Annotated in this window: 26 protein-coding genes and 1 tRNA gene; 4 read left to right on the forward strand and 23 right to left on the reverse strand. The window is 62.4% G+C overall.

All coding sequences use genetic code 11. From position 1 onward, the window contains the following. Window positions 1-7: 7 nt before the first annotated feature. The 20 genes from rpmD to ACEN9G_RS10700 all read right to left on the reverse strand — a co-directional run bounded on the left by rpmD (window position 8) and on the right by ACEN9G_RS10700 (window position 8,998). Complete coding sequence (gene rpmD / locus ACEN9G_RS10605) at window positions 8-187, reverse strand: 50S ribosomal protein L30 (protein WP_036240361.1); 180 nt, start codon at window positions 185-187, stop codon at window positions 8-10. 11 nt (window positions 188-198) lie between these two features. Further along, on the reverse strand, window positions 199-717 hold the full coding sequence (gene rpsE, locus ACEN9G_RS10610; RefSeq protein WP_036240359.1) for a 30S ribosomal protein S5: 519 nt from the start codon (window positions 715-717) through the stop codon (window positions 199-201). Between the two features lie 12 nt (window positions 718-729). Then, complete coding sequence (rplR, locus tag ACEN9G_RS10615) at window positions 730-1,092, reverse strand: 50S ribosomal protein L18 (protein ID WP_036240357.1); 363 nt, start codon at window positions 1,090-1,092, stop codon at window positions 730-732. Window positions 1,093-1,104: 12 nt separating this feature from the next. Then, entirely contained in the window at window positions 1,105-1,638 is a 534-nt protein-coding gene (rplF, locus tag ACEN9G_RS10620) for a 50S ribosomal protein L6 (RefSeq protein WP_056126497.1), read from the reverse strand. Between the two features lie 10 nt (window positions 1,639-1,648). Further along, window positions 1,649-2,044, reverse strand: a complete 396-nt coding sequence (gene rpsH, locus ACEN9G_RS10625; protein WP_036240352.1) for a 30S ribosomal protein S8 — start codon at window positions 2,042-2,044, stop codon at window positions 1,649-1,651. A gap of 14 nt (window positions 2,045-2,058) precedes the next feature. Beyond that, window positions 2,059-2,364 carry a 30S ribosomal protein S14 gene (rpsN, locus tag ACEN9G_RS10630; RefSeq protein WP_036240351.1) on the reverse strand — a complete coding sequence of 102 codons (306 nt, stop codon included), beginning with the start codon at window positions 2,362-2,364 and terminating at the stop codon, window positions 2,059-2,061. A gap of 4 nt (window positions 2,365-2,368) precedes the next feature. After that, window positions 2,369-2,908 (reverse strand): 50S ribosomal protein L5, encoded by a 540-nt coding sequence (gene rplE, locus ACEN9G_RS10635; protein ID WP_036240349.1) that lies wholly within the window; start codon window positions 2,906-2,908, stop codon window positions 2,369-2,371. Window positions 2,909-2,914: 6 nt separating this feature from the next. Beyond that, window positions 2,915-3,229, reverse strand: coding sequence for a 50S ribosomal protein L24 (gene rplX / locus ACEN9G_RS10640; RefSeq protein WP_036240348.1), 315 nt, complete (start codon window positions 3,227-3,229; stop codon window positions 2,915-2,917). Between the two features lie 10 nt (window positions 3,230-3,239). Next, window positions 3,240-3,608, reverse strand: coding sequence for a 50S ribosomal protein L14 (gene rplN, locus ACEN9G_RS10645; RefSeq protein ID WP_056126494.1), 369 nt, complete (start codon window positions 3,606-3,608; stop codon window positions 3,240-3,242). A gap of 288 nt (window positions 3,609-3,896) precedes the next feature. Continuing rightward, window positions 3,897-4,169: a 30S ribosomal protein S17 gene (gene rpsQ / locus ACEN9G_RS10650; protein WP_036240344.1), complete on the reverse strand. Its 273-nt coding sequence runs from the start codon at window positions 4,167-4,169 to the stop codon at window positions 3,897-3,899. After that, on the reverse strand, window positions 4,166-4,357 hold the full coding sequence (rpmC, locus tag ACEN9G_RS10655; protein WP_036240341.1) for a 50S ribosomal protein L29: 192 nt from the start codon (window positions 4,355-4,357) through the stop codon (window positions 4,166-4,168). Before rpmC ends, rpsQ begins: the two co-directional genes overlap by 4 nt. 12 nt (window positions 4,358-4,369) lie before the next feature. Further along, the gene (gene rplP / locus ACEN9G_RS10660) at window positions 4,370-4,789 is read right to left on the reverse strand and encodes a 50S ribosomal protein L16 (RefSeq protein ID WP_005663456.1); all 420 of its coding nucleotides are present in this window, start codon (window positions 4,787-4,789) and stop codon (window positions 4,370-4,372) included. Window positions 4,790-4,791: 2 nt separating this feature from the next. After that, window positions 4,792-5,586, reverse strand: coding sequence for a 30S ribosomal protein S3 (gene rpsC / locus ACEN9G_RS10665; RefSeq protein ID WP_036240339.1), 795 nt, complete (start codon window positions 5,584-5,586; stop codon window positions 4,792-4,794). An 11-nt stretch (window positions 5,587-5,597) separates the two neighbouring features. Then, window positions 5,598-5,930, reverse strand: coding sequence for a 50S ribosomal protein L22 (rplV, locus tag ACEN9G_RS10670; RefSeq protein WP_179966292.1), 333 nt, complete (start codon window positions 5,928-5,930; stop codon window positions 5,598-5,600). Beyond that, window positions 5,927-6,202, reverse strand: coding sequence for a 30S ribosomal protein S19 (gene rpsS / locus ACEN9G_RS10675; RefSeq protein WP_056449183.1), 276 nt, complete (start codon window positions 6,200-6,202; stop codon window positions 5,927-5,929). Before rpsS ends, rplV begins: the two co-directional genes overlap by 4 nt. 9 nt (window positions 6,203-6,211) lie before the next feature. Continuing rightward, a complete protein-coding gene (gene rplB, locus ACEN9G_RS10680) occupies window positions 6,212-7,039 on the reverse strand; it encodes a 50S ribosomal protein L2 (protein ID WP_036240335.1) in 828 nt (275 codons plus the stop codon). Beyond that, entirely contained in the window at window positions 7,039-7,356 is a 318-nt protein-coding gene (rplW, locus tag ACEN9G_RS10685) for a 50S ribosomal protein L23 (RefSeq protein ID WP_036240333.1), read from the reverse strand. The genes rplB and rplW overlap by 1 nt, the downstream gene beginning before the upstream one ends. Further along, window positions 7,353-7,973, reverse strand: a complete 621-nt coding sequence (gene rplD, locus ACEN9G_RS10690; protein ID WP_056126492.1) for a 50S ribosomal protein L4 — start codon at window positions 7,971-7,973, stop codon at window positions 7,353-7,355. The genes rplW and rplD overlap by 4 nt, the downstream gene beginning before the upstream one ends. A gap of 3 nt (window positions 7,974-7,976) precedes the next feature. After that, window positions 7,977-8,633: a 50S ribosomal protein L3 gene (gene rplC / locus ACEN9G_RS10695; RefSeq protein ID WP_036240330.1), complete on the reverse strand. Its 657-nt coding sequence runs from the start codon at window positions 8,631-8,633 to the stop codon at window positions 7,977-7,979. Window positions 8,634-8,921: 288 nt separating this feature from the next. Beyond that, window positions 8,922-8,998: transfer RNA gene (locus ACEN9G_RS10700), tRNA-Val, on the reverse strand. Window positions 8,999-9,344: 346 nt separating this feature from the next. Here ACEN9G_RS10700 and ggpS point away from each other — a divergent pair. Next, a complete protein-coding gene (gene ggpS, locus ACEN9G_RS10705; RefSeq protein ID WP_483126634.1) occupies window positions 9,345-11,651 on the forward strand; it encodes a glucosylglycerol-phosphate synthase in 2,307 nt (768 codons plus the stop codon). Window positions 11,652-11,686: 35 nt separating this feature from the next. Beyond that, a complete protein-coding gene (locus ACEN9G_RS10710) occupies window positions 11,687-12,742 on the forward strand; it encodes a mechanosensitive ion channel family protein (protein ID WP_413342250.1) in 1,056 nt (351 codons plus the stop codon). A 4-nt stretch (window positions 12,743-12,746) separates the two neighbouring features. Here ACEN9G_RS10710 and ACEN9G_RS10715 read toward each other — a convergent pair whose 3' ends face one another. After that, window positions 12,747-13,748 (reverse strand): LacI family DNA-binding transcriptional regulator, encoded by a 1,002-nt coding sequence (locus ACEN9G_RS10715; protein WP_413342248.1) that lies wholly within the window; start codon window positions 13,746-13,748, stop codon window positions 12,747-12,749. 434 nt (window positions 13,749-14,182) lie between these two features. Here ACEN9G_RS10715 and ACEN9G_RS10720 point away from each other — a divergent pair, with 434 nt between their 5' ends. Continuing rightward, a complete protein-coding gene (locus tag ACEN9G_RS10720; protein ID WP_413342246.1) occupies window positions 14,183-15,535 on the forward strand; it encodes a nucleobase:cation symporter-2 family protein in 1,353 nt (450 codons plus the stop codon). 79 nt (window positions 15,536-15,614) lie between these two features. Beyond that, the gene (locus ACEN9G_RS10725; protein ID WP_413342244.1) at window positions 15,615-16,976 is read left to right on the forward strand and encodes an 8-oxoguanine deaminase; all 1,362 of its coding nucleotides are present in this window, start codon (window positions 15,615-15,617) and stop codon (window positions 16,974-16,976) included. 177 nt (window positions 16,977-17,153) lie between these two features. Here ACEN9G_RS10725 and rpsJ read toward each other — a convergent pair whose 3' ends face one another. Next, entirely contained in the window at window positions 17,154-17,471 is a 318-nt protein-coding gene (gene rpsJ / locus ACEN9G_RS10730) for a 30S ribosomal protein S10 (RefSeq protein ID WP_005663509.1), read from the reverse strand. A 180-nt stretch (window positions 17,472-17,651) separates the two neighbouring features. Beyond that, a complete protein-coding gene (tuf, locus tag ACEN9G_RS10735; RefSeq protein ID WP_160406738.1) occupies window positions 17,652-18,842 on the reverse strand; it encodes an elongation factor Tu in 1,191 nt (396 codons plus the stop codon). Window positions 18,843-18,864: the final 22 nt, after the last annotated feature.

Raw genomic sequence — 18,864 nt, forward strand, 5'->3', positions numbered from 1 at the left:
CCGCGGCTTAGTCGACAATTTTCACGAGGTAGTTGACCTTGTTGATCATGCCGCGGATCGCCGGGGTGTCCTGCAGCTCGGAAACCGAGTTGACACGACGCAGACCCAGACCGCGCACGGTGGCGCGGTGATCCTGGCGGGTACCGATCAGGCCTTTGACCAGCTTGACTTTGATGGTGTTTGCCATAGTTATTCCCCTTAACCCAGGATCTCTTCCACCGACTTGCCGCGCTTGGCAGCGATGTCGGCCGGAGTGCTCATTTTTGCCAGACCGTCGAGGGTCGCGCGAACCAGGTTGTACGGGTTCGACGAACCGGTCGACTTGGCGACGACGTCGGTCACGCCCATGACTTCGAAGATTGCGCGCATTGCGCCACCTGCGATCACGCCGGTACCCGGCTTGGCCGGCGACATCATCACGTACGACGCGCCGTGGCGGCCGGTGACGGAGTGCTGCAGCGTACCGTTCTTCAGGGGCACCTTGATCAGGTTGCGGCGGGCTTCTTCCATCGCTTTTTGCACGCCGACCGGAACTTCCTTCGACTTGCCTTTGCCCATGCCGATGCGGCCATCGCCGTCACCGACAACGGTCAGCGCTGCAAAACCCATGATACGACCACCCTTCACCACTTTGGTGACGCGGTTGATCGCGATCATTTTCTCGCGCATGCCATCATCCGGCTTGTCGCTTGCCATTTTCGCTTGCATTTTTGCCATGACGATTCTTCCTTAGAACTTCAGACCAGCTTCGCGCGCGGCTTCTGCCAGCGCCTTCACACGGCCGTGGTAACGGAAACCCGAACGGTCGAATGCGACTTCGGTGATCCCTGCTTTCAGTGCTTTTTCTGCGACGCGCTTGCCAACCAGTGCGGCTGCAGCGGCGTTGCCGCCGGCACCCGACTTGCCGCCCAGCTCGGCGCGCACTTCTGCTTCCAGCGTCGAAGCCGAAACCAGGACCTTCGCATCCGGGCTGATCAGGTTCGCATAGATGTGCAGGTTCGTGCGGTGCACCGACAGGCGGTTCACGCCCAGCTGCGCGATCTTGATGCGGGTTTGGCGTCCGCGACGCAGACGCGATTCTTTCTTGTCCATCGTCAGCTCCGATTATTTCTTCTTGGTTTCTTTAAGCTTCACCACTTCGTCCGCATAACGGACACCCTTGCCTTTGTACGGCTCAGGCGAGCGGTAAGCGCGCACTTCTGCGGCAACCTGACCGACCTGTTGACGGTTGATACCCTTGATCAGGATCTCGGTCGGGGTCGGGGTCGCTGCGGTGACGCCTTCCGGCATCGCGTGCAGCACAGGGTGCGAGAAGCCCAGCGACAGGTTCAGGGCGTTGCCTTGGACGGCGGCCTTGTAACCCACGCCGACCAGGGTCAGGCGCTTTTCGAAACCTTTGGTGACACCGGTCACCATGTTGTTCACCAGTGCACGCAGGGTGCCCGACATGGCGTTCGATTCGCGGGAATCGTCGATCACGTCAAAGGTCAGCGTGCCATTGTTGTTTTCCACTTTGACCAGGCCGTTCAGCGGCTGGGTCAGGGTGCCCAGCGGGCCCTTGACGGTGATCGACGACGCGTTGATCGCGACATCGGTACCGGCCGGGACGGCGATTGGCATCTTAGCTACTCGAGACATCGTCTACTCCTTAAGCCACGTAGCAAATCACTTCGCCACCGACACCGGTAGCGCGTGCTTTGCGGTCGGTCATCACACCCTTCGGGGTCGAGACGATCGCCACGCCCAGGCCGTTCATGACCTGAGGGATCTCGTCTTTGCCCTTGTAGATGCGCAGGCCAGGACGGGAGACGCGCTCGATGCGCTCGATAACCGGACGGCCGACGTAGTACTTCAAACCGATTTTCAGTTCAGCCTTGCCACCTTCGGTGGACACGGCGTAATCTTCGATGTAACCCTCATCCTTCAGGACGTTGGCAATCGCAACTTTCAGCTTCGACGACGGCATTTCGACGGTGGTCTTCTGCACGCCTTGCGCGTTGCGAATACGGGTCAGCATATCGGCGATAGGATCGCTCATACTCATTGCTTATTCTCCTATTACCAGCTAGCTTTGGTCATACCCGGGATTTCGCCTTTCATGGCGAATTCGCGGAGTTTGGTACGGGCCAGACCGAATTTACGGAAAGTGCCACGGGGACGGCCGGTCATGGCGCAGCGGTTACGCTGGCGGGTCGGCGCCGAGTTACGCGGCAGGGCCTGCAGCTTCAGGCGTGCTTCGTAACGCTCTTCTTCGGTCTTCGACTGGTCGTCGATGATTGCTTTCAGAGCGGCACGCTTTGCGGCGAATTTCTCCACCAGGTCTGCACGCTTCTGTTCGCGGTTAATCAGTGCAAGTTTTGCCATGTTCTTAGTTCCGGAACGGGAATTTGAATGCGGCGAGCAGCGCTTTGGCTTCTTCGTCGGTCTTAGCGGTCGTGGTGATCGAGATGTTCATGCCACGCAGCGCATCGATCTTGTCGTAATCGATTTCCGGGAAGATGATCTGCTCTTTGACGCCGATGTTGTAGTTGCCGCGACCATCGAACGATTTGCCGCTGACGCCACGGAAGTCACGCACGCGCGGCAGGGCCACGGTGATGAAACGGTCCAGGAATTCGTACATGCGGGCGCCACGCAGGGTCACCATCGTGCCGATCGGGTAGCCTTCGCGGATCTTGAAACCTGCGATTGCCTTGCGAGCCTTGGTCACGACCGGCTTCTGGCCAGCGATCTTCGTCAGGTCGCCGGTTGCGTGCTCGATGATCTTCTTGTCGGCGACAGCTTCCGACAGACCCATGTTCAGGGTGATCTTGGTCAGGCGCGGCACTTCCATCACCGACTTGTAACCGAATTTTTCGGTCAGTTCGGCAACGACTTTGTCTTTATAAACTTGTTGGAGACGGGCCATTTCTCATTACCCTTTCACTACTTCGCCGTTCGACTTGAAGACGCGGACTTTTTTGCCATCCACTTCTTTGAAGCCAACGCGATCAGCCTTGCCGGTCGCTGCGTTAAACAGCGCGACGTTCGACACGTGAATCGGCATGGTCTTGTCGACGATACCACCAGTTACGCCGGTCATCGGGTTCGGCTTGACGGCCTTCTTGGCCACGTTCACGCCTTCGACGATGACGTGCTCAGCATCTACGCGCTGCTGAACGACACCGCGCTTGCCTTTGTCTTTACCGGCCAGAACGATGACTTCGTCGTTTTTACGAATCTTATCCATTGCTGCTCCCTTACAGAACTTCAGGTGCCAGGGACACGATCTTCATGAACTTCTCGGTACGCAGTTCGCGCGTCACCGGTCCGAAGATGCGGGTACCGATCGGCTCCAGCTTGCTGTTCAGCAGGACGGCGGCATTGCCGTCGAACTTCACCAGGGAGCCGTCCTGGCGGCGCACACCTTTAGCGGTACGCACGACCACGGCGTTGTAGATTTCACCCTTCTTGACGCGGCCGCGCGGAGCAGCTTGCTTCACGGTGACCTTGATCACGTCGCCAATGCTGGCGTAACGGCGCTTGGAGCCGCCCAATACCTTGATGCACAGAACTTCTTTTGCACCGGTATTGTCGGCCACTTCGAGCCGGCTTTCGGTTTGAATCATGATATTTTCTTTCCCAACTTAAGCCGAAGAAACCCCACGGAAAACCGTAGGCCTGCGGTCAGTCTTGGTCCCGCCGTCCGCACTCATTGCAAGCGCGTACGTTTGGGTGATTGGACTTTCCAATGTTCGTTGCAGGCCGCAGTTACCGAAGGACAAACTGCGGCAACACATGAACGAAGCCCGCTAGTATTCCACATACCAGCGGGCCACGCAAGACAAATTTTCCGGGGGCGTTGTAAAACCTACTGCGCAAAGCTCGCTACGGTTTTACAAGGCCCCGGTTTTGGATCAGAGAACCGGAGCGACCTGCAGAACTTTGGTCAGGGTCCAAGCCTTCGTCTTCGAGATCGGGCGACCTTCCGCGATCTCGACGGTGTCGCCGATTTTCGCCTGGTTGGTCTCGTCGTGCGCGTGATACTTGTTCGAGCGCACGATGATCTTGCCGTACAGCGGGTGCTTGACGTGACGCTCGATCAGCACGGTCACCGTCTTGTCCATCTTGTCGGACACGACTTTGCCGACCAGCGTACGCTTCAGCGCCGTTTTAGTGGTGTCGTTCATTTGGCTTCCTTCTGGTTCATCACAGTCTTGACACGCGCGATATCGCGGCGCACCTTCTTGAGCTGGGCGGTGTTCGTCAGTTGCTGCGTAGCGATTTGCATGCGCAGGCCGAACTGTGCCTTCAGCAGCTCATTCAGCTCTTGTTGCAGAGCTGCCTGGTCCTTGCCGCGGAGTTCCGTTGCTTTCATTCTTAACTCCTGTTATTGACCGACTTGACGCACGACGAACGTCGTCGCCAGCGGCAGTTTGGCGGCAGCCAGACGGAAGGCTTCGCGCGCCAGTTCTTCAGCGACGCCGTCCATTTCGTACAGGACCTTGCCCGGCTGGATCTCGGCCACGTAGTACTCCGGATTACCTTTACCGTTACCCATACGGACTTCAGCCGGCTTGTTCGAGATCGGCTTGTCCGGGAAGATACGGATCCAGATACGGCCGCCACGCTTGATGTGACGGGTCATGGCACGACGTGCAGCTTCGATCTGGCGTGCGGTGATACGGCCGCGGGCAACTGCCTTCAGACCGAATTCGCCGAACGAGACCGCGGTGCCGCGGGTGTGCGAAATGCCGGTGTTGCGGCCTTTCTGCTCTTTACGATACTTTCTGCGGGATGGCTGCAGCATGCTTATTCTCCTGCTTTCTCAGCGGCCGGCTTGGCAGCACGGCGGCCTGCGGGTGCGGTACCTGGCTTGGCGCCCGGGCGGCCACGGCCAGCCGGTTTGCCATCGTCACGACGCGGACCGCGCGGCTTTTTCTCGTCGGCCGGAACGTCGATCACCGGTGCTTCGCCGGTCGGCGAACGGTCACCCTTGTAGACCCAGACTTTCACGCCGATGATGCCGTACGTGGTCGAGGCTTCGCTGGTGCCGTAGTCGATATCGGCGCGCAGGGTGTGCAGGGGCACACGGCCTTCGCGGTACCATTCGGTACGTGCGATCTCGATGCCGTTCAGGCGGCCCGACGACATGATCTTGATGCCGACAGCGCCCAGACGCATCGCGTTCTGCATCGCACGCTTCATGGCGCGGCGGAACATGATACGTTTTTCGAGCTGCTGGGCGATCGAGTCGGCGATCAGCTGCGAGTCGATTTCCGGCTTGCGGATTTCTTCGATATTGACGTGCACCGGCACGCCCATGATCTTCGTCAGCGACGACTTCAGGACTTCGATGTCTTCGCCCTTCTTGCCGATGACGACGCCCGGACGCGACGAGTAGATCGTGAAGCGCGCGTTCTTGGCCGGACGCTCGATGACGATGCGGCCGACGGAGGCGTTCTTCAGTTTCTTCTTCAGGAAAGCGCGGGCTTCCAGGTCTTCCTTCAGCATGTCGGCGAAGTTGCCGTTGCCAGCGTACCAGCGCGATGCCCAGTTACGGGTGACCGCCAGGCGGAAGCCGGTTGGGTGGATTTTCTGACCCATCGTGTGACTCCTTAGTTACCGACAGTCACGAAGATGTGACAGGATTGTTTCGAAATGCGATCGCCGCGGCCTTTGGCACGTGCCGTAAAGCGCTTCAGGATCGGGCCCTTTTCGACATAGATCTGAACCACTTTCAGTTCGTCGATGTCGGCACCATCGTTGTGCTCGGCGTTCGCGATTGCGGACTCCAGCACTTTCTTGATGATGGTCGCGCCTTTTTTCGGGCTGAACTGCAGGATGTTCAGCGCGGCGTCGACTTTCTTGCCGCGGATCAGATCGGCGACGAGGCGGCCTTTCTGTTCCGACAGGCGGACGCCTTTGAGGATAGCTTTAGTTTCCATTATTTCTTCGCCTTCTTGTCAGCGGCGTGGCCCTTGAACGTGCGGGTCAGGGCGAATTCGCCCAGCTTGTGACCCACCATGTTCTCGGACACGTACACCGGCACGTGCACTTTACCGTTGTGAACGGCGATCGTCAGACCGATGAAGTCCGGGGTGATCGTCGAGCGGCGCGACCAGGTTTTGACCGGCTTTTTGTCTTTGTTCGCTTGCGCGGTTTCGACTTTTTTCACCAGGTGGGCGTCAATGAACGGCCCTTTTTTCAATGAACGAGTCATGTCTTATCCTTATTTCTTGCCGCGGCGCGAGACGATCATCGACGACGTGCGCTTGTTCGAACGCGTCTTCTTGCCCTTCGTCTGCTGGCCCCATGGCGACACCGGGTGACGACCCGCAGCCGTACGACCTTCACCACCGCCGTGCGGGTGGTCGATCGGGTTCATCACGACACCGCGAACGGTCGGGCGGACACCGCGCCAACGCATTGCACCGGCTTTACCGATCTTGCGCAGGTTGTGCTCGCCGTTGCCGACTTCGCCAACCGTTGCGCGGCACTCGATGTGCACGCGGCGCACTTCACCCGAGCGCAGGCGAACCTGGGCGTAGGTACCTTCGCGAGCCATCAGCACGACGCCGGCGCCTGCGGTACGGGCCATCTGGGCACCCTTACCCGGCAGCATTTCGACGCAGTGCATGGTGGTACCGACCGGGATGTTGCGGATCGGCAGGCAGTTACCCGACTTGATCGGCGCTTCCGAGCCGTTCATGACGGTATCGCCCACGGCCATGCCCTTGGTAGCGATGATGTACGCGCGGAAACCGTCGGCGTAGCACACCAGAGCGATGTGCGCGCTGCGGTTCGGGTCGTATTCAATGCGCTCGACCTTGGCCGGGATACCGTCCTTGTTGCGCTTGAAGTCGACCACGCGGTAGTGGTGCTTGTGACCACCGCCGATGTGGCGGGTGGTGATGTGACCGTTGTTGTTACGGCCAGCGGTCTTCGATTTCTTCTCAACCAGGGCTGCGAACGGACGACCCTTGTACAGGTCGGCGTTCACAACCTTCACCATGCCGCGGCGGCCTGGGGAGGTTGGCTTCATCTTAACGAGTGCCATTATTTAGCCTCCTCGACAAAATTGATTTCCTGGCCCGGTTTCAGGGCCACGAAAGCGCGCTTGGTGTGGTTGCGGCGACCGGTGAAACGGCCCGAACGCTTCTGCTTGCCTTCGCGGTTCACGGTCTGGACCGATTCCACTTCGACTTTGAACAGCAGCTCGACGGCGGCTTTGATTTCCGGCTTGGTCGCGTCCGGCAGGACCTTGAACACGATCTGTTCGTTCTTTTCCGCGACGAAGGTCGCCTTTTCGGAAATGACCGGAGCCAGCAGCACCTTCATCAGGCGCTCTTCGCTGAATTTGATTGCGGCGCTCATGCGTACATCTCCTCGATCTTGGCCAGAGCAGCTTTGGTGACCAGGACTTTCTTGTAGAACACCAGCGACATCGGGTCGGCGTGCTTCGGCTCGACAACCAGCACGTTCGGCAGGTTGCGCGATGCCAGCAGCAGGTTTTCATCGATGGTGTCGGTGATCACCAGGACCGAGTCCAGACCCATGCCCTGCAGCTTTTGCGACAGCAGCTTGGTCTTCGGTGCTTCGACGGTCAGGTTCTCGATGACGCTCAGGCGGTCTTCGCGGGCCAGCTGCGAGAAGATCGAGCAGATACCTGCGCGATGCATCTTCTTGTTGACCTTGTGCGAGAAGTTCTCGTCCGGCGAGTTCGGGAAGATACGGCCACCACCGCGCCACAGCGGCGACGACGACATACCGGCACGAGCACGGCCCGTACCTTTTTGACGCCACGGCTTCTTGGTCGTGTGGGAGACTTCTTCACGATCCTTCTGCTTGCGGTTGCCCGAGCGCGCGTTGGCGGCGTAGGCGACCACGATCTGGTGGATCAGGGCTTCGTTGTAATCACGGCCGAACACGGTGTCGGCGGCGTTGACTGCGGCGCCAGCTTGACCTTGCTCATTCAGGAGCTTGAGTTCCATCGCTTATGCTCCTTTCTTGGCTTTGACCTTGACTGCCGGCTTGACGATCACTTGACCGTTCTTGGCGCCAGGAACGGCACCCTTAACCAGCAGCAGTTGACGCTCGGCGTCGATACGGGCGATTTCCAGGTTCTGGGTCGTGACAGTGACGTCACCCATGTGACCGGTCATGCGCTTACCCGGGAACACGCGGCCCGGATCCTGTGCCATACCGATGGAACCCGGCACGTTGTGCGAACGCGAGTTACCGTGGGTGGCGCGGCCCGACGAGAAGTTGTAACGCTTGATGGTACCGGCGTAGCCTTTACCGATCGAGGTGCCTTGCACGTCGATCTTCTGGCCCACTTCGAACAGCGAGACGTTGACTGCGTCGCCAGCTTTGAAACCAGCGGCTTGAGCGGCTTCGACGCGGAATTCCTTCAGCATCGTGCCAGCTTCGACGCCAGCTTTGGCGTAGTGACCGGCAGCGGCCTTGTTCACGCGGGAAGCGCGACGTTGACCGAAGACGACCTGAACTGCGGCATAACCATCAGTTTCAGGAGTTTTGATTTGCGCAACACGGTTGTTCGACACGTCCAGCACGGTAACGGGGATCGAATCACCGTCGTCCGTGAAGATGCGCATCATGCCAACCTTGCGACCGAGAAGGCCCAGGCTCATTTTTTCTCCATTCCCACCTGCGATTGGGCGGGGCTAGTTGACTATCGGAAGTTTTAAAAAAACTTCCTCTTAAACGCATGGGCCAAAAAAAGATAGGCCCACACCGAAGCCGGCTAGTATAGCGCGCGCAACGGATGGACGCAACAGGAAAATGCGAAGCTGACGCGGCCTGTTGCGCTTTACGCTAGAGTCGTGGAGATCAGAGAATCCGTTCAAGCTGAACGGCACAGAAAAGACACCTTGGCATCTTTTCTCTACAGGCTCGAGGCCTGCGATATGGAGGAATTCTGGTGGGCGGTGCAGGATTCGAACCTGCGACCCCTTGGATGTCGACCAAGTATTCTAACCAGCTGAACTAACCGCCCGGGGAGCCGCATTATACGAGGATGTTTTAGCAAAGCGCAATACCCAATCCAAAAAACTCGCCATTCCGTGATTCGGTGCAATCATCTCACAGGTTGTCGATGTTATTTTGCAATGTTATCCTTGACGGGTTCCACCGGGGACGAGCGCCGTCTCACACCATAAATACAACCCTCACGCTGGCGCCCCGTTTCAAGCTCACCGTCCGTCCCCGTCGCGTGGATGCCAAGCCGCATCCGCTTTCCTGCGCGCGCACCCGGCCACCGGCCGCGGCCCTGCACGCCTCACTCCCTGCCACGTCCGCGCTCGAGCGGGCCGCGTGGCGGACATCGCTCGACAAGGATGACCATGACCGCATTGCCTTTCCGTTCCCGTACCCCTTACCTCGATCCGCGCAAGCTCGTGCTCGCCACCGACCTCGACGGCACCCTGCTCGCCGGCCCGCAGGAAGCGCGCCGGAGAGTGCGCGAGCTGTTCGGCGGCGGCCTGGAGGGCGCCACGCTCGTGTTCGTCACGGGCCGAGGACTGGAATCCGTGATGCCCCTGCTGGCCGATCCGACCATTCCCACGCCCGACTACATCATCGCCGACGTGGGCGCCACCATCGTGCACGGCAACCTGCGTCCCGTGGAACCGCTGCACCATGAGATCGCGGCGCGCTGGCCCGGCAGCCAGACCGTGCTGAAGGCGCTGGCCGGCTTTCCGCAGCTGGAACGCCAGAGCGTGCCGCAAGAGCGGCGCTGCTCGTTCATCGCGCCCGAGGGTGCCGTCACGCCGGCGCTGCGCAGCGCGGTGGCGGCGCTCGGCTGCGAGCTGCTGTTCTCCGCCGGGCGCTACCTGGACGTGCTGCCGCGCGGCGTCGGCAAGGGTCCCGCGCTGCGCCGGCTGATCGATGCGGCCGGCTTCGACCCGGCCCACGTCGTCGTCGCGGGCGACACGCTGAACGACCTGTCGCTGTTCGAGACGGGCTTGCGCGGCGTGGTCGTGGGCGGCGCGGAGCCCGCGCTCGTCGCGCGCGTGCGCCGCATGCCCAGCGTGTTCATCGCGGAAAATGCCGGCTGCGGCGGCATCCTCGACGGCCTCGCCCACCACGGCCTGCGCACCCATCACGCGGGCACGGCGGACGTCGCGCACCTGCCCGGCAAGGCGGAACTCGTGATGGTCTACCACCGGCTGCCGTTCGACGAGGCGGTCGAGGATGGCGTGGCCGTGCGGCGCCGCCCGAAAAGCCCGAACGGCATCATGCCGACCCTGCTGAGCCTGTTTTCGGGCGGCCGCACGGGGTCCTGGGTCGCGTGGTCGCAGCAGGACTCGCGCGATCCGGACGGTTTTGCAAGCCACGTCCCCGTCGATCCGGAGCAGTATCCGAACCTGCAGGCGGCACGCATCGCGCTGACCGGGGAGGACGTGGACCTGTTCTATAAAAAGTTTTCGAAAGAGGCGTTCTGGCCGATCATCTTCTCGTTCCCGGACCGCGCCGAATTCCGCCGGGACCACTGGGAACGCTACCTCGACGTGAACCGCCTGTTCGCCGAGCAGGCCGCGCGCGAGGCGGCGGAAGGCGCCACGGTCTGGGTGCACGACTACAACCTGTGGATGGTGCCCGCGTTCCTGCGCCCGCTGCGCCCGGACCTGAAGATCGCGTTCTTCCACCACACCGCCTTCCCGTCCAGCGACGTCTTCAACATCCTGCCGTGGCGCCGCGACATCGTCGCCAGCCTGCTGCAATGCGACTACGTGGGCTTCCACATCCCCCGCTACGTCGAGAACTTCGTCGATGCGGCCCGCTCCTGTGCGCCGGTCGAGGTCGTCGCCAGCGCCCCGTGCGCGCCCCGCTTCCTCACCTATGGCTGCGCGCTGGGCGTCGACACGACGACGACGGCGATCGAGGCCGGCGGCCGCCGCGTCGCGCTGGGCGCCCATCCGGTCGGCACGGACGTCGCGCTGATCGGGCGCCTGATGCAGACGCCGCAGGTCGCGGCGGATCTCGCCGAGATCGACGGCTACCTGGCCGGCCGCACCGGCATCGTCTCGATCGAGCGCCTGGACTACGTAAAAGGGTCGCTGGAAAAGCTGCAGGCGTTCGAGCGCCTGCTGGAACAGCATCCGGCGCTGGCGGGCAAGGTCACGCTGCTGAACATCATCACGCCCGCCGCGCCCGGCATGGAGATCTACGACACGCTGCGCGAAGAACTGGACCGCACGGTGGGCCGGATCAACGGGCGTTTCTCGACGCTGGACTGGGTGCCGGTACGCTATTTTTATCGCTCGCTGCCGTTCGAGGCCGTGCTGGCCCATTACGCGGCCTGCGACATCGCGTGGATCACGCCGCTGCGCGACGGCCTGAACCTCGTCGCGAAGGAGTACATCGCGGCACGCCACGCGGTCGGCAAGCCGGGCGTATTGATCCTGTCGGAATTTGCCGGCGCCGCAGTCGAACTGCACGGCGCCCTGCTGACGAATCCCTACGACGCGCATTCGATGACGGACAGGCTGTACCGCGCCATTACAATGGGGCCCGACGAGGCCGCCTATCGCGCGGAGCGCATGGCCGCCATCGTCGCCGACCATGATGTCGCGCGCTGGGGCGGGGAGTTCCTCGCCGCCGTCGCCGACGCGGCGGCCGGCACCGAGGCATTGCCCGAAGCCGCCTGAGCAATCCCACCGCAACCACCGGAAAGGATGATCGGATGAATGTAGTATTTTTCGATAACACGACGCTGGCCTGGCTCACGGCCCTCGGCATCGCGGCCGGCGTCGCGCTGGCGCTGTACATCGCGAAACGACTGGGCGTGCATCACATGCGCAAGCTGGCCGAGCGCACGGAGACGCGGCTGGACGACATCGTCGTCGAAGCGCTCGACGGCACGCGGCTGCTGGCCATCGTCATCATGGGCCTGTTCGCCGGCAGCAAGTTTCTTGTCTTGCCGCCGGAAGTGCATTCGTTCGCGACACGGGCCGCCATCGTCACGGGCCTGATCCAGGCCGCCGTCTGGGGACATCGCGCCCTACGGGCCTGGCTGACGGATTATTACCAGAACCGCGCCGGCGACCCGGCCCGCGCCACGTCGGCGGCGGCCGTCGGCTTCATCGCGCAAACCGTGCTGTGGACCGTGCTGCTGTTGATGGTGCTGGACAATCTCGGCGTCAACATCACGACCCTCGTCGCCTCGCTGGGGATCGGCGGTATCGCGGTGGCACTGGCCGTCCAGAACATCCTGGGCGACCTGTTCGCGTCGCTGTCCATCGTGCTCGACAAACCCTTCGTCGTCGGCGACTTCATCATCGTCGACAAATACCTGGGCACCGTGGAATACGTGGGTTTGAAGACGACCCGGCTGCGCAGCCTGGGCGGCGAGCAGCTCGTGTTCTCGAACGCGGACCTGCTCAAGAGCCGGCTGCAGAACATGACGCGCATGAGCCGGCGCCGCGTCGCGTTCACGGTCGCCGTCGCGTACGACACGCCCACGGACAAGCTGCGCCAGATCCCGCCGCTGCTGACGGAACTCGTCAAGGCGCACGAAGGCGTGACGTTCGACCGCGCCCATTTCGCCGGCATGGTGGCACCATCGCTGAACTTCGACGTCGTGTACTGGGTGGAGTCGGCGGATTACGTCCGCTACATGGATATCCAGCAGGAGATCTATCTGCAGCTGATGGACCGTTTCGCCGCGCTGGAGATCGAGCTCGCGTTTCCGACGCAGCGGCTGCATCTGCACGACGCGCGCGAGCCGGCGGCCACCTGACGGATCATTGCGGCGGCGCGGTCGATGCCCGCACGACGAGCGTGCTGGCCAGCGCCGTGTTGCGCAGCGGCGCGTACTGGCCGCGGATGCGATCGATCAGCAGCTCGATCGCAAGCTGCGCCATGGCGCGCTTGGGCGGCGCCACCGTCGTCAGCGGCGGCAGCGCATAGCCCGCGCCGGCAATATCGTCATAGCCCACCACGGACAATTGCGCCGGCACGCGCACCCCGGACGCACCGGCGGCGCACAGGCCGCCCAGCGCCATCAGGTCGCTCGTGACGAATACGGCCGTTGGCCGGTGCTCCCGTCCCAGCAGGCGCGTAAATGCCGCGTGGCCGCCGGCGCTCGTGAATTCCTCGTGCACGATGCCGTCCGGCGTCACCGCCAGCCCCGCTTCCGCCATCGCGCGCAGGAAGCCGCCGACGCGTTCGCGCGTGCGCGGCAGGTCGGCTGGGCCGGACACGCAGGCGATGTCCCGGTGCCCCAGCTCGATCAGGTGGCGCGTCGCCTCGTACCCGCCGTCTTCCTGGCCGGCCTGGACCAGGTCGGCATGGAGCCCCGGCAGCGCCCGTTCCAGCTGGACGATCGGGACCGCTTCATGGCGCAGCAGCAGATCCTGTTCGTCGTCGGCACCGCTGGCGACGAGGACCAGGCCGTCGATGCGCTTTTCCATCAGCAGCCGCAGATAGGCGGCCTGCTTCCGTGCGCCGCCGTGCGCGTTGCAGAGGATGATGTTGTAGCCGACCTCGAACGCAGCGTCCTCGATCCAGCGGATCAGTTCGGCGAAGTATGGATTGGACGAGTTCGGCACGAGCACGCCGATGGTGTGGGTCTTGTCGTTCTTGAGGCTGCGGGCGATGGCACTGGGGATGTAGCGCATCTCGTCGATGATGCCGAGCACGCGCTGGCGCACGTCGTTGCTGACCACGCGCGTGTTGTTGATCACGTGCGAGACCGTGGAGATCGACACTCCGGCACGCTCCGCTACCTGTTTCATGGTCGCCATCGCTTCCTCCTGAGGCGCGATTATTACCGATGTGTTTCAGTAATTACAACTCCCGGGCGTTCATTCTTCAAGATCAGGTCGCTATCGGGCTTATCAAGAGGGCCACGACCGGCGGGTCGATCTGATATTTCCACGCAAAACGGTTTTGAAAAATTGTATACAGAGGGCGCCAAAATTCCCTGCCTTCCCTCTGTGAGAGAGCGGATTCTCCTACTTATTATTCGATAGAAACTGTATACAAATTCGTTGACACTGCCGGCAGGCAGGGGCATCATGATTTGAAAACAAGCCGCCGCAGAGTGGCCCAAGCATTGTGGAGACAGCGCAATCGGTTGCATCCGGATCCCGGATTGCCTGCCGTGGTCGACCGTCTCCACCGTCCGGAAATCATCGAACCACCCGACGCAGTTCAGGACACATCGACGGAGACATACATGAACAATCTGCTGTACAAGGTCGACGACCGCCCTCCCCTCATCACCACGACCCTGCTCGCCGCCCAGCACATGCTGGCCGCCCTCGGCGGCATCATCGCCGTGCCGCTCCTCGTCGGCGCCATCCTCAAATTGCCCGCGGACCAGATCGTCGCGCTCGTCAACGCGGCGCTGCTGGGCTCGGGCATCGTCACGATCATCCAGTGCAAGGGCATCGGCCCCGTCGGCATCCGGCTGCCGTGCGTGATGGGCACCAGCTTCGCCTTCGTCGGCGCGGCCATCAGCATCGGTTTCGAGCATGGCGTGGCGGGCATCCTCGGCTCGTCGCTCGCCGGCTCCGTCGTCATGATCGTCGGCAGTTTCTTCATGCCGCAGATCCGCAAACTGTTCCCGCACCAGGTGACGGCCGTCGTCGTCACGATGATCGGCCTGTCGCTCGTCCCCGTTGCCGTCGACTGGGCGGCCGGCGGCAAGGCGCCGGGTGCGGACTACGGCGCGCCCGCGAACCTGGGCATCGCGCTGTTCGTGCTGGCCATCGTCGTCGCGCTCGTCCAGTTCGGCAAGGGCATCATCTCCGCCTCCGCCATCGTGATCGGCATCGCGATCGGCTACGCCGTCTGCCTGGGCCTGGGCCTCGTCGACTTCTCGAGCGTGCAGAAGGCCGCCGTGTTCGCGCTGCCGCAGCCGCTGCACTTCGGCATGAGCTTCCCGCCGAGCGGCATCCTCGCGATGGCCCTCGCCTACGTCGTGACGATGGTCGAAACGACCGGCACCTTCATGGCGCTGGGCGCCGCGACGGAAACCAAGATGCGCGGCACGCTGCTCAAGCGCGGCGTGTTGTGCGACGGCGTCGGTTCCGCGTTCGCGTCGACGCTGGGCGCGCCGCCGATGTCGACGTTCGCGCAGAACGTGGGCGTCATCTCGCTGACCGGTGTCGCGAGCCGCCACGTCGTCGCCCTCACCGGCGTGATGCTGGCGCTGGCCGGCCTGTTTCCAGTGCTGGGCGCCGTCGTCGTCACGATCCCGCAGCCCGTGCTGGGCGGCGCGGGGCTCATGATGTTCGCGATGATTCTTACCGCCGGCGTGCAGATGCTGGGCAAGGTCGAGCACGACAAGCGCACGGGCCTCATCATCGCCGTCTCCATCGGCTGCGGCCTCGCCGTCAGCGTGCGTCCGGAACTGCTGGCCAAGCTGCCTCCGTTCGTGAACGAAATCTTCGGCTCGGGCATCAGCACGGGCGCGATCATGGCTGTCCTGCTGAACCTCGTGCTGCCGAATCGTCCCGTGGAAGTGCACGACGACGAAGAAGACGTCCCGCAGCCCCTGCTGGTGAAAGACCTGGAGGCGGTCTGACGGGGCTTACCCCGACATTGTTTCCGCAGTGCCCGCGCATTGTTTCCGCAGTGTTGAACTCTAAAAAAGTGGAAAATCTATGAGCAAAACTCTCCTGATCAAGCATGCGCGCGTCCTCGTCACGATGGACGCGCAACGCCGCGAAATCGTAGACGGTGCCGTCTTCATCCGCGACAACGTGATCGACAGCGTGGGCACGACGGACGCACTCCCGCAGGACGCCGACGAGGTCATCGACGCGGCCGGCCACGTCGTCATCCCCGGCCTCGTCAACACGCACCACCACATGGTCCAGAGCCTCACGCGCGTCATCCCGGCCGCGCAGGACGGCGAACTCTTCAATTGGCTGACGAACCTGTACCCCGTGTGGGCGAACCTGACGGGCGAGATGGTCCACGTGTCGACGCTCACCGCGATGGCGGAACTGATCCTGTCGGGCTGCACGACGAGCAGCGACCACCTGTACATCTACCCGAACGATTGCCGCCTCGACGACAGCATCGAAGCGGCGCACACCATCGGCATGCGCTTCCACGCGGCGCGCGGCGCGATGAGCGTGGGCCGCTCGAAAGGCGGCCTGCCGCCGGACAGCGTCGTGGAAGACGAAGCGGCGATCCTGAAGGACACGCAGCGCCTGATCGAAACGTACCACGACGCGGCGCGCCACGCGATGCAGCGGATCGTCGTGGCGCCCTGCTCGCCGTTCTCCGTGTCGCGCGACCTGATGAAGGAAGCGGCGCTGCTGGCGCGCAGCCACGGCGTGTCGCTGCACACGCACCTCGCGGAAAACGTCAACGACATCGCGTACAGCCGCGAGAAATTCAACAAGACGCCGGCCGAATATGCGGAAGACTGCGGGTGGGTCGGCCACGACGTGTGGCACGCGCACTGCGTGCAGCTGGACGACGCGGGCATTCATTTGTTCGCACGGACCGGCACCGGCGTCGCGCACTGCCCGTGCTCGAACATGCGCCTCGCGTCCGGCATCGCGCCCGTGCGCAAGATGGTCGACGCCGGCGTGCCCGTGGGCCTCGGGGTGGACGGCAGCGCGTCGAACGACGGCGCGCACATGCTGGGCGAGGTGCGCCAGGCGATGCTGCTGCAGCGCGTGGGCTTCGGCCCGGATGCGATGACGGCGCGCCAGGCGCTGGAACTCGCCACGCTGGGCGGCGCGAAAGTGCTCAATCGCGACGACATCGGCAGCATCGCGCCGGGCATGTCGGCGGACGTCGTCATGTTCAAGCTGGATGGCGTGGGCTTCGCGGGCGCGCTGCACGATCCCGTCGCGGCACTCGTGTTCTGCACGCCGGCCAACGTGAATCATAGCGTCATCAACGGCAAGGTCGTCGTGAAGGATGGGGTGTTGCGGACCGTCGATCTGCCGGTGGTGCTGGAGCGGCACAACCGGCTGGCGGAGGAGTTGGTGCAGTTGTCGAGATAAGAAACACTTAAAACCGTCGTTCCCGCGCAGGCGGGACCCCAGGTTTGCCAGCTGTGCAACGAACTTGGGTCCCTGCCTTCGCAGGGACGACGGCAAAAGCAAACGGCCCATCTACCGCGAAGTAGATGGGCCGTTTTGCATGCGCCGGCGGCAAGGCCGCCAGGGCGCTTGAAACGATTACTGCAGCTTGATTTCGACGTCAACGCCAGCCGGCAGGTCCAGCTTCATCAGCGCGTCGACGGTCTTGTCGGTCGGGTCCACGATGTCCATCAGACGCTGGTGCGTACGGATTTCGAACTGGTCGCGCGAGGTCTTGTTCACGTGCGGGGAACGCAGCACGTCGAAGCGCTGGATGCGGGTCGGCAGCGGAACCGGGCCCTTGACGACTGCGCCGGTGCGCTTGGCGGTGTCGACGATTTCCAGTGCGGACTGGTCGATCAGCTTGTAGTCGAACGCTTTCAGGCGGATACGGATTTTCTGATTCGGAGCGGACATGCTATTTCCTTAAAAAAGAACGAACCGGCACGCGGGCCGGCAATCATGTGTCAGGTACTGCGGATACTGCGGAGGGGACGGCAGTATAACACCGATTCACCCCTTACTGCACAAACAGAAGGGACAGAACTTTCGCTCTGCCCCTTCTGTCGTATTGCTACTACTTAGATAATCGCTAAATTAGGCGATGATCTTGGCAACCACGCCGGCGCCGACGGTACGGCCACCTTCGCGGATTGCGAAGCGCAGACCTTCTTCCATCGCGATCGGAGCGATCAGCTTGACGGTGATCGACACGTTGTCGCCCGGCATGACCATCTCTTTGTCGGCCGGCAGAACGATCGAGCCGGTCACGTCAGTCGTACGGAAGTAGAACTGCGGACGGTAGTTGTTGAAGAACGGGGTGTGACGGCCGCCTTCGTCCTTCGACAGGACGTACACTTCGCCCGTGAAGTCGGTGTGCGGCTTGATCGAACCCGGCTTGGCCAGAACCTGGCCACGCTGGACGTCTTCACGCTTGGTACCGCGCAGCAGCAGGCCGACGTTGTCGCCAGCTTGACCCTGGTCCAGCAGCTTGCGGAACATTTCCACGCCGGTGCAGGTCGTCTTGACCGTATCGACGATACCGACGATTTCGATCTCTTCGCCGACCTTGATGATGCCGCGCTCGACACGACCGGTCACCACGGTACCGCGGCCCGAGATCGAGAACACGTCTTCCACCGGCATCAGGAAGGCGCCGTCAACAGCACGTTCCGGGGTCGGGATGTAGGTGTCCAGGGCTTCAGCCAGGCGGATGATGCAGTCTTCGCCCATTTCGCCCTGCTGGCCTTCCAGCGCCATACGAGCCGAACCCTTGATGATCGGCAGGTCGTCGCCCGGGAACTCGTACTTCGAGAGCAGCTCGCGCACTTCCATTTCGACCAGTTCCAGCAGTTCCGCGTCGTCGACCAGGTCGCACTTGTTCAGGAACACGATGATGTACGGAACACCCACCTGGCGAGCCAGCAGGATGTGTTCGCGGGTCTGCGGCATCGGGCCGTCAGCAGCGGAGCACACCAGGATCGCGCCGTCCATCTGCGCTGCGCCGGTGATCATGTTCTTGATGTAGTCGGCGTGGCCCGGGCAGTCGACGTGTGCGTAGTGGCGGTTGGCCGTTTCGTACTCGACGTGCGCGGTGTTGATGGTGATGCCGCGTGCTTTTTCTTCCGGAGCCGCGTCGATCTGGTCGTAGGCCTTGGCTTCACCGCCGAATTTCTTCGACAGAACGGTTGCGATTGCAGCCGTCAGGGTGGTTTTGCCGTGGTCAACGTGACCGATCGTGCCGACGTTCACGTGCGGCTTGGTCCGTTCGAATTTTTCCTTTGCCATTTTGATCTTCCTTTAAAAGACA

It is taken from the genome of Massilia sp. Masssp94 (genome assembly GCF_059491305.1).